The organism is Enterococcus sp. DIV1758, assembly GCF_051711985.1.
Classification (GTDB): domain Bacteria; phylum Bacillota; class Bacilli; order Lactobacillales; family Enterococcaceae; genus Enterococcus; species Enterococcus faecalis.
The window spans coordinates 1,658,242-1,672,649 of record NZ_JBIOOA010000001.1 but is presented as its reverse complement, the minus strand read 5'-3'; the positions used below and the strand labels follow the sequence as shown (position 1 = coordinate 1,672,649).

Annotated in this window: 13 protein-coding genes; 9 read left to right on the top strand and 4 right to left on the bottom strand. The window is 36.8% G+C overall.

Translation table 11 applies throughout. The annotated features are described in order from the left end of the window. Nucleotides 1–7 precede the first annotated feature (7 nt). Nucleotides 8–1,837 (top strand): type 1 glycerol-3-phosphate oxidase, encoded by a 1,830-nt coding sequence (gene glpO / locus IGJ52_RS08195; RefSeq protein WP_002366863.1) that lies wholly within the window; start codon nucleotides 8–10, stop codon nucleotides 1,835–1,837. Nucleotides 1,838–1,844: 7 nt separating this feature from the next. Then, entirely contained in the window at nucleotides 1,845–2,564 is a 720-nt protein-coding gene (locus IGJ52_RS08190) for an MIP/aquaporin family protein (RefSeq protein ID WP_002357140.1), read from the top strand. Between the two features lie 79 nt (nucleotides 2,565–2,643). On the opposite strand, the gene IGJ52_RS08185 is transcribed toward IGJ52_RS08190, so the two are convergent. Both IGJ52_RS08185 and IGJ52_RS08180 read right to left on the bottom strand, forming a co-directional pair. Next, a complete protein-coding gene (locus tag IGJ52_RS08185; protein ID WP_002366862.1) occupies nucleotides 2,644–4,149 on the bottom strand; it encodes a helix-turn-helix domain-containing protein in 1,506 nt (501 codons plus the stop codon). A 562-nt stretch (nucleotides 4,150–4,711) separates the two neighbouring features. After that, a complete protein-coding gene (locus IGJ52_RS08180) occupies nucleotides 4,712–6,631 on the bottom strand; it encodes a PfkB family carbohydrate kinase (protein ID WP_033601028.1) in 1,920 nt (639 codons plus the stop codon). Nucleotides 6,632–6,777: 146 nt separating this feature from the next. Between IGJ52_RS08180 and rihC the strand changes: the two genes are divergently transcribed. Genes rihC through IGJ52_RS08165 form a run of 3 tightly spaced genes read left to right on the top strand, consistent with a single transcriptional unit; the run spans nucleotide 6,778 to nucleotide 9,621 of the window. Beyond that, nucleotides 6,778–7,731, top strand: a complete 954-nt coding sequence (gene rihC, locus IGJ52_RS08175; protein ID WP_002383111.1) for a ribonucleoside hydrolase RihC — start codon at nucleotides 6,778–6,780, stop codon at nucleotides 7,729–7,731. A gap of 16 nt (nucleotides 7,732–7,747) precedes the next feature. Continuing rightward, nucleotides 7,748–9,121: a C4-dicarboxylate transporter DcuC gene (dcuC, locus tag IGJ52_RS08170; protein WP_002419926.1), complete on the top strand. Its 1,374-nt coding sequence runs from the start codon at nucleotides 7,748–7,750 to the stop codon at nucleotides 9,119–9,121. Nucleotides 9,122–9,132: 11 nt separating this feature from the next. After that, complete coding sequence (locus IGJ52_RS08165; protein WP_002407510.1) at nucleotides 9,133–9,621, top strand: GNAT family N-acetyltransferase; 489 nt, start codon at nucleotides 9,133–9,135, stop codon at nucleotides 9,619–9,621. A gap of 78 nt (nucleotides 9,622–9,699) precedes the next feature. Here IGJ52_RS08165 and IGJ52_RS08160 read toward each other — a convergent pair whose 3' ends face one another. Beyond that, nucleotides 9,700–10,728 carry a lactonase family protein gene (locus tag IGJ52_RS08160; RefSeq protein WP_002366856.1) on the bottom strand — a complete coding sequence of 343 codons (1,029 nt, stop codon included), beginning with the start codon at nucleotides 10,726–10,728 and terminating at the stop codon, nucleotides 9,700–9,702. A 191-nt stretch (nucleotides 10,729–10,919) separates the two neighbouring features. On the opposite strand from IGJ52_RS08160, the gene clpX reads away from it, so the two are divergent. Further along, nucleotides 10,920–12,173 (top strand): ATP-dependent Clp protease ATP-binding subunit ClpX, encoded by a 1,254-nt coding sequence (gene clpX / locus IGJ52_RS08155; RefSeq protein ID WP_002357154.1) that lies wholly within the window; start codon nucleotides 10,920–10,922, stop codon nucleotides 12,171–12,173. Between the two features lie 97 nt (nucleotides 12,174–12,270). Further along, nucleotides 12,271–12,852 (top strand): ribosome biogenesis GTP-binding protein YihA/YsxC, encoded by a 582-nt coding sequence (gene yihA / locus IGJ52_RS08150; protein WP_002357155.1) that lies wholly within the window; start codon nucleotides 12,271–12,273, stop codon nucleotides 12,850–12,852. A gap of 16 nt (nucleotides 12,853–12,868) precedes the next feature. On the opposite strand, the gene IGJ52_RS08145 is transcribed toward yihA, so the two are convergent. Continuing rightward, nucleotides 12,869–13,021: an SPJ_0845 family protein gene (locus IGJ52_RS08145; RefSeq protein WP_002362024.1), complete on the bottom strand. Its 153-nt coding sequence runs from the start codon at nucleotides 13,019–13,021 to the stop codon at nucleotides 12,869–12,871. A gap of 177 nt (nucleotides 13,022–13,198) precedes the next feature. Between IGJ52_RS08145 and yidD the strand changes: the two genes are divergently transcribed. After that, a complete protein-coding gene (yidD, locus tag IGJ52_RS08140) occupies nucleotides 13,199–13,501 on the top strand; it encodes a membrane protein insertion efficiency factor YidD (protein ID WP_002357157.1) in 303 nt (100 codons plus the stop codon). A gap of 2 nt (nucleotides 13,502–13,503) precedes the next feature. After that, nucleotides 13,504–14,385, top strand: a complete 882-nt coding sequence (locus IGJ52_RS08135) for an ROK family protein (protein WP_002365792.1) — start codon at nucleotides 13,504–13,506, stop codon at nucleotides 14,383–14,385. Nucleotides 14,386–14,408 lie beyond the last annotated feature (23 nt).

The window sequence follows — 14,408 nt, the reverse complement described above, 5'->3', positions numbered from 1 at the left end:
ATTTTCTATGACTTTCTCAATAGAAACACGCCGACAATCAATCGACGCTTTAAAAACACAACACTTAGATGTCTTAATTATTGGTGGTGGCATTACTGGCGCAGGCGTTGCCCTGCAAGCCAGTGCCGCTAAAATGAAGACAGGGTTAATTGAAATGCAGGATTTCGCAGAGGGCACCTCTTCACGATCAACCAAATTAGTTCATGGTGGTATCCGCTATTTGAAAACGTTTGACGTGGAGGTGGTGGCAGATACAGTGAAAGAACGAGCCGTCGTTCAATCCATTGCGCCACACATCCCTAAAGCGGACCCCATGTTATTGCCGATTTATGATGAGCCAAATGCAACATTTAATCTATTTTCTGTCAAAATAGCAATGGATTTATATGATCAGTTAGCTGATGTAACAGGTACCAAGTACGCCAACTATCTGTTAACAAAAGACGAGGTTTTGGCACGTGAGCCACAACTAAAAAGTGAAGGTCTACAAGGTGGCGGTGTTTATTTAGATTACCGAAATAATGATGCTCGTTTAGTTATTGAAAATATTAAACAAGCAGTAGCTGACGGGGCGCATGCTGTGAGTCGGGTTCAAGCGGTGGGCTTTTTATACAATGATGAAGGGAAAATTACTGGCATTCAAGCAAAGGACCTACTAACTGACGAACAGTTTGAGATTCACGCAGATGTTGTGATTAATACTACTGGTCCTTGGTCAGATAAATTAAGAGGCTTAGACAAAAACGATTCATTTACACCACAAATGCGTCCAACCAAAGGGGTCCACTTAGTTGTCGACAAAAGCCGTTTAAATGTTCCTCAACCAACGTATTTTGATACAGGTAAACAAGATGGCCGCATGGTCTTCGTTGTTCCAAGAGAAGAAAAAACATATTTTGGGACGACGGATACAGATTACCATGGAGATTTTCAACATCCAACAGTAGAACAAAGTGATGTGGATTACCTATTGGAAGTAGTAAATAATCGTTATCCAGAGGTGCAATTAACAATTGATGATATTGAAGCCAGCTGGGCTGGCTTACGACCTTTAATTTCTGCTAACGGTGGCTCAGATTATAACGGGGGAAACAATGGCAAACTTTCAGATAAAAGTATTGATGAAGTCATTGATGTCGTTGACAGATACCAAAAAAACCAAACAGATAAACGAGAAATTGAAGAAGTCCTAAACCATCTAGAAGACAGTTTGGTGGAAAATAAAGTCAATCCTTCAGCTGTCTCTCGAGGCAGCTCATTGGAAAGATCAGCGGATGGCTTGCTCACTTTGGCTGGTGGGAAATTAACAGATTATCGTAAAATGGCAGAAGGTGCGATGAAAATGATTCAAACCATCTTAGCAGAAGAATACCAAAAAGAATTCACCTTAATTGATTCTAAAAACTATCCAGTTTCAGGCGGGAAATTGAACCCTGCAACGGTAGACGAAGAATTAGAAGCGTTGGCAAAACATGGCGTATCTAAAGGGTTAAGTGAAAAGGATGCACTATACTTAGCTCATTTATATGGCTCCAACGTACCAACTGTTTTTGAAATGATTGATGATGCCAAAGTAATTCCTGGTTTAACCTTAACAGAAACTATCTCTTTAAACTATGCGATGGAAGAAGAAATGGCTTTAACACCCGTCGACTTTTTATTGCGACGGACCAACCACTTATTGTTTATGCGTGATCGTTTGGACCAAGTGAAAGCGGGAGTCATTGAAGAAATGGCACAGCATTATCAGTGGACAGCGGAAGAAAGAGCACGACACATTGAAACATTAGAAAAAGTAATTGAAGAATCAGATTTAAAAAATTTGAAAGTAGGGTGAAGAAAAAATGGGAACTTCGATGATGACACAATTATTCGGTGAATTTTTCGGAACGATGATTTTAGTTTTACTAGGGGATGGCGTCTGTGCCGCAGTTAACTTGAAGAAAAGCAAAGCCTTTGCTTCTGGTTGGGTCGTTATTGCTTTAGGTTGGGGCGCTGCTGTTACATTAGCTGTTTACATGTCTGGGTATATGAGTCCAGCGCATTTAAATCCTGCTGTAACAGTTGCGATGGCAATTACTGGAAACTTTGAATGGGGCATGGTTTTACCTTATATCGTAGCTCAAGTCCTAGGCGGTTTTATTGGTGGTTTAGTTGTCTGGTTAGCTTATTTACCCCATTGGAACATTACAGAAGACAAAGGTGCTATTTTAGGAACCTTCGCCACTGGTCCAGCTGTCCGTAACTATCCAGCCAATGTTTTAACAGAAATTATCGGCACATTTGTCTTGGTTTTTGGCTTACTAGCCTTTTCTCAAAACGACTTAGCGGCTGGCATTAATCCAATGCTTGTTGGGATTTTGGTCTTAGGACTAGGTCTATCATTAGGCGGACCTACAGGTTATGCAATTAACCCTGCACGTGATTTAGGACCTCGTTTAGCGCACCAAATTATTCCTGTGAAAACAAAAGGTGATTCTGATTGGGCTTATTCTTGGGTGCCAATTGTGGGACCTATCTTAGGTGCTTCATTAGCTGCAGTAATTTATTTATTCACTATTTAATAGAAAAAACGAATAACTAACTGAATAGAAAAAAAGAACGAACCCAGAAATCTACACTAATTTTTGGGTTCGTTCTTTTTTATTGTAAATCGAAAATAGCGATACTTATTTTACTGAAAATTAATTCCCAATCTTCCCGGGTTAACTCTTCTTCTAAAATATAAATTCGTTCAATTTTTTTAGGCAAATTAAACATAGGATAATCAGTAATTACAATGTCGCAAGTAGAAAAATTCGTTCGTTCAAAAATAATGTCCTCACTAAACGCTTGTTTAATTTTCATCATGATAAAACTCGCAATGTAAAAATCGCGAGAATACGACACGCCAATTTTTATTTTAGTACGTGGGCTATAATGTTTATAGATTCTTAGTAGTAATTCGCATATCCAATTAGGATTTTCTTGGTCTTTAAATTCTAATTGATAAGGGAAGTTACCTGAAAAACTTTGATAAAAATCATAAATTTCCTTCTGTAAAGTCTTTTGGCTAGCACTGTTTTTATTGACTAAGAAATCTAGAATTGCTGTATTTGGTTGTTTAGAAATAAACAGTTGATTGTAAACAACATTTTTAAACAAAATAAGTAAAAAGTAATGACGATCAACTTCGCGCATTTCTGAAATCTGAAAAACTTGGCAAAAATCGGTTAGTAAGGCATCTACGTAGTAATATTCGGGACAAGAAATTTCAATTAAAGAAGCCAGTAAATATTCAGCTTGTTTTGCTGAATCAAAATTATCAATTGCGATTGGTGCAATGATATTGATGACTTCTTTTTGTGTTTTTGAAAAATCTGATTGACAACAAAAGATAGTTTGAGTAGGTTCCGAATAAAGTGATAAATAAGGGTGCTTTTCAAATTCTTTTTGGAGTTCTACTTCACAAGTATAGGGGAAGCGGTATTTCGCAATGTGTAAGAGTAAATTTAATTTTAATCGGGAAGCAAACTCTAACCGTTCAAGTATTTCTGGTTTAATGTGTTGAGTCAGTATATCTTCAAAATAAGTAGACGTATACTTTGGTAAGGCTAAAGTGTTTAAGAATATAGTCCAATAAACATCTAGGAATGCATAGATAACTTGAAACTCAGTACCTTTTATCACTTTGCTAGCTGAAGGTGAAAAATGTACCGAAATACCGTAAAGAGCTAGTAACTTATTAATATTATTGAGTCTTTTATAAATATAAGAAGAACTAAAATTTGTTTCTTGACTGACTTTCCAGACAGAATTGTTTTCTTTTTTGATAATTGCTTGGAAAAGAATAAAGTCAGTAGAATTTAAACAATAATAGTTAAACAATAAGAAATAATGAGAAAGAAAATCATTTTCAGACGTATGTAACGAAATTTTTCCATGATTTATTTGGATTTTTAAGGTACTTTCATTAATTTCGGCTAAGTCTTCTTGGATTTCATGAAGATAGATTGATAAATTTTTATTGGACAAATCGAATGTTTTTGCAACGCTAGACAAATTAAGATTGGTTTGTTTAGCCAAATATAAAAAAACAGCCAACTTTTTTTGTGTTTTTTTTGACAGTAGATATTTTTTTATAGCATCCTGGGTTTTTATAGGACTCACTCCTTAAAAATAATTTCTCTTTTATTATAAAAGTTATTAAATAAAAAAGTAATAAAAATGCTTAATACTTGTAGTACTAAGACAAAGGTCTGTCATTTAATAACCAGGCGCTCACTAAATTTTTTTAATAGATGAGTAACCTAATGTATAGAAATTGATAACACTGGAGATTAATACCGTAAAAGTGGTTCTGTATATTTGTAAAATAAAAACGAGCCTGGGAAAAAATCCAAAGTGATTTTTTTCCCAGGCTTAAAAACTGATAAGCGGTGGGGACAGAAGTACTTACGACGAAGATTGCTCTATGATTACTCGTCGCAATTAGGACTTTGAGAGGCAAGGATCGAATCACATCAATCTCTACATGAAAATTACTAAGAATTGAGTTATTTCACTGCAAAAAAAGGAACAGTTGAAAGCAATGTATTTACATGGGGAAAGAATGGGCCTGCCCAAATTAAAGAACACTAGGCTTTTTCAATTCTAGTATGTTTCATGCGAATTTTTGGAAATTCCTTCTTATTTGTTTTTTTCATGGAATCAGTTGTCTCTGTTGAGCCTTTTAGAAATCTGTCCTGACCTCGTTACGATGAGCAAAGAGAGCGGGTTCTTTTTTTATCAAATAATTTTCCAAAGTGACATGATCAACTAAAGAATCAATCACCCCTTCTTTAGAAACTGAAAATCCTGCAGCCTGAATTGCTATTTGAATGGCTGCTTCAGTCGGATAACCTTTCGAAAGATAGGAGGCGAGCGCGCTGATAAAGCTGTCACTGGCACCAGTACTATCCACAGCTATATTTTCTGTTGCAGGGAAATAGTGGCACACTTGGGGTGTTTTTAATAACACGCCTTTTTTTCCTAAAGTAACAATGACATTTTTTACGCCCATTTCTAAGAAGTACGCCGCTTTCTCTTCTAATGTACCAGTATCTGGTTGAAGTTCCAATAATTCATCTTCATTGGGAATGAAAAAATCAACCTTTTCTAGTATATTCACTGGAATATGATGAATAGCAGCTGGTTTTAAAATAATCGGTACCCCTGAATGTTGGGCGATTTCACAAGCTTTCTCTACAGCAGACAAAGGAATTTCTGTTTGAATGAGACAAAAACTGGCATCCATAAATAGGTGTTTTTGCTGTGCGATTTTTTTAGGCGTAAGCGCTGTGTTTGCGCCAGGTAAGATTGAAATCATGGAGTCGCCGCTTGTCTCAACATAAATATAAGCTTGACCAGTCTCAGTATCTTGAATACGTGTGATACCATCTGTCGTAACGTGGTATTTTTCTAATTCTTTATATAAGTAATTCGCATCTGTGTCTGAGCCTAAACAACCAATTAGGGTGGCCTGATGGCCCAGTTTGGTTAAGCCAACAGCTTGATTTAATCCTTTTCCGCCGGGGAATTTAGCATAGCTAGACAGAAAATTTGTTTTGCCGTTATGTGGTAAATTTGTTGAATACAGATAATTATCAACGTTTAAACTACCCACTACAATCATTTTGCTATGTGGATTAACACTAGACACGCCTAATGTATTTTTGTGATCTAGCACCAATTTTTCAGCCTCATTAATCAAGGCTGTTTTTTCTTTGCGTTTGTTAAGCAATAACAAGGCTAACTGGCTGCCAAACGTCTCTGTATCTAACAAGACGGAAGAAATATGATCAGGTAAAAATGAACGATCAATTTTTCGCTTAATTGCGAGTAAAGAGTAATTATCGGGGGTTCGTAAACCGCTCTGCTTTAAAAGCTGTTCCAAAAAAACAGCCTGGGTATAGTCATCGGTAAGGATACCCGTAATCCCATCTGTGATAAGCTGATTACTGAAATCAGCAGGGATAGTAGTTAAAATATTTTCTTTACTAAAGGGTAAATTGACATCAAACAAGGCTTTTTTATAGCCTGCAATAATTGCTTCTTTATATTTTGGGTTAGTGACGAAATAACTAATTTTTTTATGGTTATTCTGTAATAATTCTTGGGTTAAAACATAACTAGCTTCTTCATAAAGCCCCGCTAGAGAAGGCAATTCGTTAGTTGAGTGATTGACGAAATAGTAAGGGATCGTTAATTCTTCTATAAATTTCGCGTATTGTTTACTGTTTTCATTGATTGGGTCCCAAATAATGCCACTGGCTTGTTTTAAAGTTGGCGAGGTAATATTTTTCAGTTCTTGTTCTAAACTACCGTGACTATTTAAAATCAAGCAGCTATAGCCATTTTCTTGAGCTTTATCAATAAAGCTCGTAACCCAAGCCTCAAAAGTTTCATGGCTATTTAATAATAACACGAAGGTTTTTGTAGTACTATTTGTGACGAGATTTGCTGAGTAAGGTGTGTAGTTGTAATCTCGAACAATTTTTAAGACACGCTCACGGGTTTCTTTACTAATAGTTTGATCTTTATTATTTATAATTTTGGATACAGTTGAAGCGGAAACGCCAGCCAATTTTGCAATATCTTTAATATTCATCATTTTCGTCCTTTCACTGAACTCTTTTTTATAGTAAGCATTCTAAAAGCAGAAAGTCAAGAAAAAGCCTAATTATTTATTATTTAGAAATTCTGCTTGACTTTTAATGAAAGCGCTGTTAATCTCAAATTAAGAAAACGTTTCCGGAAATGTTTTTCCTAAATGTGAATGGAGGAAGAAAAATGGATACAAAGAAAAGACCGATCATTATTGATACGGACCCAGGAATTGATGATGCTGTAGCTTTAGCGATTGCACTGAATCATCCTAACCTAGAAGTTCGCTTAATAACGACGGTTGCAGGGAATGTAGATGTAGAAAAAACAACAAATAATGCTTTGAAACTTGTCGATTTTTTTGGGAAAAAGGTTCCTGTAGCCAAGGGGTGTAATTGTCCGTTACTTATTCAATTGGAAGATTCTGCTGAGATTCATGGGGAGACTGGCATGGATGGCTTTGAGTTTCCGCAACCTATCTCTACGTGTTTAGATATTCATGCAGTGGAAGCTATGCGAAAAGAAATTTTGTCTAGTGATGTTCCTTTGACCATTGTTCCAATTGCTGCATTAACGAATATTGCTTTGTTACTGACCCTCTATCCAGAAGTCAAAGAAAATATTGCAGAAATCGTCATGATGGGTGGCTCATTAGCAAGGGGAAATACAAATACAAGTGCCGAATTTAATACGTATGTCGATCCACACGCTGCACAAATTGTTTTCCAATCAGGTGTCCCGCTAACAATGGTAGGATTAGATGTTACAAGTCAAGCTGTGTTAACGAATCATGAAGTAACAGCCATCAGAGCGCTTGGCAGAGTGGGGGAAATGTTTTATGGTCTTTTCCGTCATTATAGAGGCGGCAGTTTAACTACAGGTTTGAAAATGCATGATGTCTGCGCGATTGCCTATTTAACTTCACCAGAATTATTTGAGACAACTGAAACGTTCATTGAAGTTGCTTTGGAAGGTCCAGCTGCGGGAGCTACTGTTGCAGATTTAAAAATGAAGTATCATAAAAACACGAATGCCGTTGCCTGTATAGATGTAAATGTTGAAGCTTTTCAAAAATGGGTTGTCGAAAAAATGAAAGCGGTTAATTAACTGAAGGAGGATAAGTATGATTGAAAGTTTATTGGTATTGGTCGTTTTAGTTGCTGTAGCCTATTTGATTGTAAAAAATTATCATCCCGCACTCAGTTTAATTATTGGTGCGCTTGTTCTACTTGCCTGTGCATGGATGTTAGGACATCCTATTTATCCTGCAGGAGAAGGAACCGGTTTTGGATTATTTGATATTTTCTTGAAGTTTAAAGATACAATTATTGCACAAGTGAGTTCAGCAGGAATTGTAATTATGATTCTTTTTGGTTATTCAGGCTATATGAATGCAATCGGGGCCAATCAGATGGCTGTCAACTTTTTGGTGAAACCATTAATGAAGATTAAACGTAAATCGTTATTTGTCCCTGTGGTCTTTTTAATTGGAAATTTAATGTCACTAGTAGTTCCTAGTGCATCAAGCTTAGCGATTATTTTAATGTCTATATTATATCCGATGCTAGCCAGCATGGGGATTTCATCATTAACTGCTGCAGGTGTGATTGCAATGACGGCAACTATCATGCCAACACCTTTAGGCGCGGATAACGTAATCGCCGCAAATACCCTTGGTTATGATGTGTTAAATTATGTTGTATGGAATGCCAAAATTTCGCTGCCATCGTTATTAATCATTGCGGTTGCACAGTACTTCTGGCAAAAATACTGCGATAAAAAAGAAGGTGAGGCTGCCTATGTCTCATTAAATGAAGAAGGCTTAAGCAAACAAAAAGAATTTGATGTTCCTAAATTTTATGCAATATTGCCAATATTACCGCTATTATTAATTGTTGGAGTGGGAATCGCAGGAATGTTTGTCAAAGGAATAACGATGGATATTTTTGTTCTTACATTTATTTCTTTCTTCATTGCGGTATTGGTTGAGACGCTTCGCTTGAAATCTTTTAAAAAGGTTCAAGATACGGCTGTCGAGATGTTTAAAGGAATGGGGCAAGGGTTTAGTCAAGTCGTGATGCTTGTCGTAGGCGGTTCATTATTCACGTCTGCGATTCAAACGTTAGGAATTATTGATAGTATTATGGCATCTGTCGAAGCGTCAAGTTCAGCAGGAATCGTTACGACCTTAATTTTCAGCGGTGCAACGACCCTTTTTGGAATTTTAAGCGGTGGTGGACTGGCAATGTTTTATGCGGTTATCGAACTAATCCCTGGGATTGCCGAAAAAGCTGGGATTGATGGTATTTTAATTTCCTTGCCAATGCAGATGATCGCGAATTTAACTAGAACGATTTCTCCTGTAGCAGCAGTTGTCATGATTGTCGCATCAACAGTAGGAGTTAGTCCCATCAGAATTTTAAAACGGACGAGTGTACCGACCATCATTGGCATTATTAGTGTGATTGTCTTGTCGATTCTATTGTTACCTTATTAAGAGAATACACAATGAAAATTAGAGTGGCTGATGAGAAAGAGTTACCGATGATTCTTCAATTTTTAACAGAAGTAAAGGCATACATGGACGTTGTGGGCATTACACAGTGGACAAAGGACTATCCTTCTCAAGGAGATATCCAAGAAGACATTACAAAAAAACGATTGTATTTGTTAGTGCACGAAGAAATGATTTTTTCAATGGCAACGTTCTGTATGGAGCAGGAACAAGACTTTGTTTGGCTAAAGCGCTTTGCAACTTCGCCTAATTATATTGCCAAGGGTTATGGCAGTTTATTGTTCCATGAATTGGAGAAACGGGCAGTCTGGGAAGGAAGACGTAAAATGTATGCTCAAACTAATCATACAAACCATAGAATGATTCGATTTTTCGAAAGTAAAGGGTTCACAAAAATTCATGAATCTTTACAAATGAATCGCTTAGACTTTGGCTCTTTTTATCTATACGTTAAAGAATTAGAGAAACAATCCATCGTTTAAAATAAGAAAACAGGAGTCAGATGCAAAAATTATTTAGCATCTGATTCCTGTTATTTTCCAAGGAAATAGTCAACTTAATTATACAAATAAAACACAAACACATTCGGGAACGGCAACATCTTTTTGAATCATTTCTAATAAGCCAGTTTCTTGGTTCCGACGATAAAGTGTTAAATTATCAGAGTCTTGATTAGCGACAACAACGAAATCTTCAGAAGGATCTAAATCGAAATCTCTTGGAATATCGCCTTCTGTTGAAATTAATTGAATTCGTTCAATCGCTTCGCCGTTTTCTGAAACAGCATAGACAGCAATCGAGTTATGGCCACGGTTTGAAGCATAAAGGAAACGGCCATCAGAAGAAATACGAATTGCAGCACCACCATTAAACGCATCATAATCAGCAGGTAAAGTAGAAACTTTTTGTAATTCAGTGAAAGAACCATCTGTTTCATCATATGAAAGAACTGAGACAGTGCTATCTAATTCACCAAATAGATAAGCCAATGATTTTGTTGGGTGGAACACTAAATGACGTGGACCAGTCCCTGGCTCAGTCACGAATTGAGCGATTTCAGAAAGCTTTCCATCTAAGCTAACATTATACGTATACACACGATCGGTTCCTAGATCACAGACGACTAAGCGTTGATCAGGTGTTAAATCTGTGTAATGAACATGGGCATTGTTTTGGTTTTCATGAGGACCAGTTGGCTCTGTATGAATCACTTTGTCAGCATCTTCCAAAGAACCATCTTCTAAGATACGATACACGTGAACGATACCTTGGTGATAATTTGCTGCATAGACAAGTTGTCGGTTTTCGTCAACAGCTACATAACATGGTGGCGCACCTTCCTCAGTTACTTTATTCAATAAGTTAAAATGGTCCATTTCTGGTTGATAAGCGGCAGTGCCACCTTCACCGTCAACACTAGTGACGCTAAAAAGTTCACCCTTTTGACTCAGAGCAAGATAGGTAGGACTCGTTTCTTCTAACAAAAGTGTCGCTTCTGTTAAACGACCTTGTGTCGTATCTAATGCAATTTTATAAATGCCTTGGCTGGCTCTTCGAGTATAGGTACCTAGTAAAATTTGTTCTAACATCACAATTCCTCCAATTTGTTTCAACACAATCACTTTTTATGAAAGTGCTTTTATATAATGTAGTATACCATAAGAAGTCTAAGAACAATAAAACTTTCTATCTGAGATGTTCGCATTTTAAAGTGGTTTGTGCTATTATGATGAGAGACTGTGATGACAGTCATTTTTTGATTTTTAGAGGGGTGACGAACATGTACGACAATACGGATAATAACGGGACCGTTCGTTGTTCATTTTGTGGGAAAACACAAGAAGAAGTAAAAAAAATTGTTGCTGGTCCGGGTGTCTATATTTGTAATGAATGTATTGATCTATGTAAAGAGATTATTGATGAAGAATTTTATGATGAAGCAGTCCGAGAATTAACGGATGTGCCAAAACCCCAAGAAATTTTAAATGTTTTAAATGAATATGTTATTGGACAAGAACGTGCAAAACGCACACTTTCTGTTGCTGTTTACAATCACTATAAACGTGTGAATCAATCAGAAACAGCTGCAACTCAAGATGACGTTGAATTGCAAAAAAGTAACATTTGTTTAATTGGACCAACAGGTTCAGGTAAAACTTTCTTGGCTCAAACGTTAGCAAAAACATTAAATGTACCTTTTGCGATCGCTGATGCGACCAGTTTAACAGAAGCAGGTTATGTAGGGGAAGATGTTGAAAATATCCTTTTAAAATTGCTACAATCTGCTGACTATAATGTTGAACGTGCGGAAAAGGGCATTATCTATATTGATGAGATTGATAAAATTGCCCGTAAGAGTGAAAATGTTTCGATTACTCGAGATGTTTCAGGTGAGGGTGTTCAACAAGCCTTACTAAAAATTCTTGAAGGAACAGTTGCAAGTGTACCACCACAAGGGGGCCGCAAACATCCACATCAAGAATTTATCCAAATTGACACAACGAATGTTCTCTTCATCGTTGGTGGAGCATTTGATGGAATTGAAACTATTGTTAAAAACCGCTTAGGCGAAAAAACTATTGGTTTTGGTAAAACTAATTCTGCTTTAAATGAAGAAGAAAGCATCATGCAACATATTATTCCAGAAGATTTATTGAAATTTGGTTTAATTCCAGAATTTATTGGACGCTTACCTGTAATGGCTGCGCTTGATAAATTAACGAATGATGATTTAGTTCGAATTTTAACAGAACCGAAGAATGCCTTGGTGAAACAATATCAAAAATTATTGTCTCTTGATGACACTAAATTAGAATTTGAACCAGAAGCATTAAAAGCCATCGCAGCCAAAGCTATTGAACGTAATACTGGCGCACGCGGACTTCGTTCAATCATTGAAGAAATTATGATGGACGTAATGTTTGATGTTCCTTCAGATGAAAGTATTGAAAAAGTTATCATTACTAAAATGGCAGCTGAAGGTACCGGTAAACCAACAATTATTTATAACAAAAAAGATAAAGAAGCTGTATAAGATTGAAGCTGAAAACAGCTCTTTCGGCGGATCTCCGAAAGAGCTGTTTTTGTTAAGCTTTTGAATGAAAGACTGAATAGAAGAACGGAGGAAAACAATGAACGTACATAATGCAGAAATCGTGATTAGTGCGGTATCCCCTAAACAATATCCTGAATCTCAGTTACCGGAGATTGCTTTAGCTGGACGTTCGAACGTTGGGAAATCATCTTTTATTAATACCTTGATTAATCGTAAAAATTTAGCAAGAACTTCAGGCAAACCTGGTAAAACGCAAACGCTAAACTTTTATTTAATTGAGGATGCCTTACATTTTGTGGATGTTCCTGGCTATGGTTATGCCAAAGTTTCTAAAACAGAACGTGCGAAGTGGGGAAAAATGATTGAAACGTATATCACGCAACGTGAGCAATTACGTGCAGTCGTTTCTTTAATTGATTTACGTCATCCGCCGACCCAAGATGATATCCAAATGTATGAATTTTTGAAATACTATGATTTGCCAGTTATTATTGTGGCAACTAAGGCAGACAAAATTCCGCGGGGCAAATGGAACAAACACGAGAGTGTCATCAAAAAAGCCTTGAATTTTGATAAACAAGATGACTTTATTATTTTCTCTTCTGAAACAAAAGAAGGAAAAGAAGCAGCTTGGACAGCAATTGAAAAGTTTCTATAGAAAAAAACAAGCAAAATTACTCTTTTGCTTGTTTTTTTGCTTCTTCTTTTTTTGCTTCTTGTCGTTGTTTTGCCAGTTCTTCAAGAGGGACTTCTTTCTTTAATGGATCAACGGCGAAAGAATCGAAGAGTTTATCTAAGTCATTGGAACGTTCAAATTTTAATCCCATTTACTAAGCCTCCATTCCTTTTTTTATAGTGTAGCACGTTTTTTTTCATTTGGATAGCAACAGAAATGTAAGAATTCGTAATAGGTGCACCTGGTGTGATTTCTCGTAACTAGGACTTGCCAAACATGAAAAAACAAGCTATTCTTTAGTAAGAATTAGTTAGAAAGAAGGCACTTTATGAAAAATCCGTTAATCGGCGGTGTTCGTTTTTATCAACGATTTATTTCTCCAGGATTGCCTGCACGTTGTCGCTATTACCCAACGTGTTCACAATATATGATTGATGCAATTCATACACATGGAAGTGTCAAAGGAACAACGATGGGAGTAGCACGGATTTTACGATGTCATCCTTTTGTTAAAGGCGGCATTGACTATGTTCCATTGAAATTTCGCTTGACGAAAAATCCTGATGAGACCTATCATGGACCGTATACGTATCGAAGAAATAAGAAAACAGAAGTAGAAAAGGATGGATAAATATGGCAATTTTAGCATTTGATCTTGGCGGTTCTTCCGTGAAATACGGCGTTTGGACAGGCAAAGAATTAACAAATCAAGGGAGCTTTCCAACACCTGGCTCTTGGGAAGAAATGAAAGCGCATTTATATTCGGTTTATGCAGACAAAAGAAATGAGTCGATTAGTGGTGTTGCTTTTAGTTCACCTGGAGTAGTTGACGAAAAAAGTCAACAGATTTTAGGGATTTCCGCCATTCCATATATTCATCATTTTAACATTTATGAAGAATTAGAAGCGTTGTTTGGGTTACCAGTGACTATCGAAAATGATGCGAATTGTGCTGGTTTAGCTGAGATATATGAAGGCGCGGCGAAAGGGAAAAAAGAAGTGCTTTTTGTCGTTATTGGGACAGGAATTGGCGGAGCGATTTTTCGAAATGGCGAATTGTACAAAGGTGCTCATTTATATGGAGGCGAGTTTGGACTGAACTTTTTAAGTAATGGCCAAACATTCAGTGAAATTGGCACAGCTGTCAAAATGGCTCAGCGTTATTGTGAACGAATTGGAGTCGAAAAACAGGCGGTGACAGGAGAAGAAGTTTTTGAACTGGCACAACGAGGGGATGAGGTTGCTCGCGAAGAAGTCAATAATTTTTATGATTATTTAACACAAGGATTATTCGGATTACAGTTTTCTTATGATCCTGAAATGATTGTACTTGGAGGCGGTGTTTCTGCTAAAGAAGGCTTATTAGCAGAGATTAATCGCCGGATGCTAACGCATTTACAGACCTTTGAATTAAAAGATTTTGTTCCAGAAATCGTGACCTGCCATTATCAAAATGATGCCAACTTGATTGGCGCAGCCGCCAACTTTCAAGCAAAAACGAATTGGGAACTATAAAGAAACAGCCGATTGTTGTTCTC

Bases quoted from the DNA above. Each gene is read 5' to 3' on its own strand.
- glpO (WP_002366863.1), top strand. From the start codon at position 8: ATGACTTTCTCAATAGAAACACGCCGACAATCAATCGACGCTTTAAAA.
- IGJ52_RS08190 (WP_002357140.1), top strand. From the start codon at position 1,845: ATGGGAACTTCGATGATGACACAATTATTCGGTGAATTTTTCGGAACG.
- IGJ52_RS08180 (WP_033601028.1), bottom strand. From the start codon at position 6,631: ATGATGAATATTAAAGATATTGCAAAATTGGCTGGCGTTTCCGCTTCA.
- rihC (WP_002383111.1), top strand. From the start codon at position 6,778: ATGTTTTTCCTAAATGTGAATGGAGGAAGAAAAATGGATACAAAGAAA.
- dcuC (WP_002419926.1), top strand. From the start codon at position 7,748: ATGATTGAAAGTTTATTGGTATTGGTCGTTTTAGTTGCTGTAGCCTAT.
- IGJ52_RS08165 (WP_002407510.1), top strand. From the start codon at position 9,133: ATGAAAATTAGAGTGGCTGATGAGAAAGAGTTACCGATGATTCTTCAA.
- IGJ52_RS08160 (WP_002366856.1), bottom strand. From the start codon at position 10,728: ATGTTAGAACAAATTTTACTAGGTACCTATACTCGAAGAGCCAGCCAA.
- clpX (WP_002357154.1), top strand. From the start codon at position 10,920: ATGTACGACAATACGGATAATAACGGGACCGTTCGTTGTTCATTTTGT.
- yihA (WP_002357155.1), top strand. From the start codon at position 12,271: ATGAACGTACATAATGCAGAAATCGTGATTAGTGCGGTATCCCCTAAA.
- IGJ52_RS08145 (WP_002362024.1), bottom strand. From the start codon at position 13,021: ATGGGATTAAAATTTGAACGTTCCAATGACTTAGATAAACTCTTCGAT.
- yidD (WP_002357157.1), top strand. From the start codon at position 13,199: ATGAAAAATCCGTTAATCGGCGGTGTTCGTTTTTATCAACGATTTATT.
- IGJ52_RS08135 (WP_002365792.1), top strand. From the start codon at position 13,504: ATGGCAATTTTAGCATTTGATCTTGGCGGTTCTTCCGTGAAATACGGC.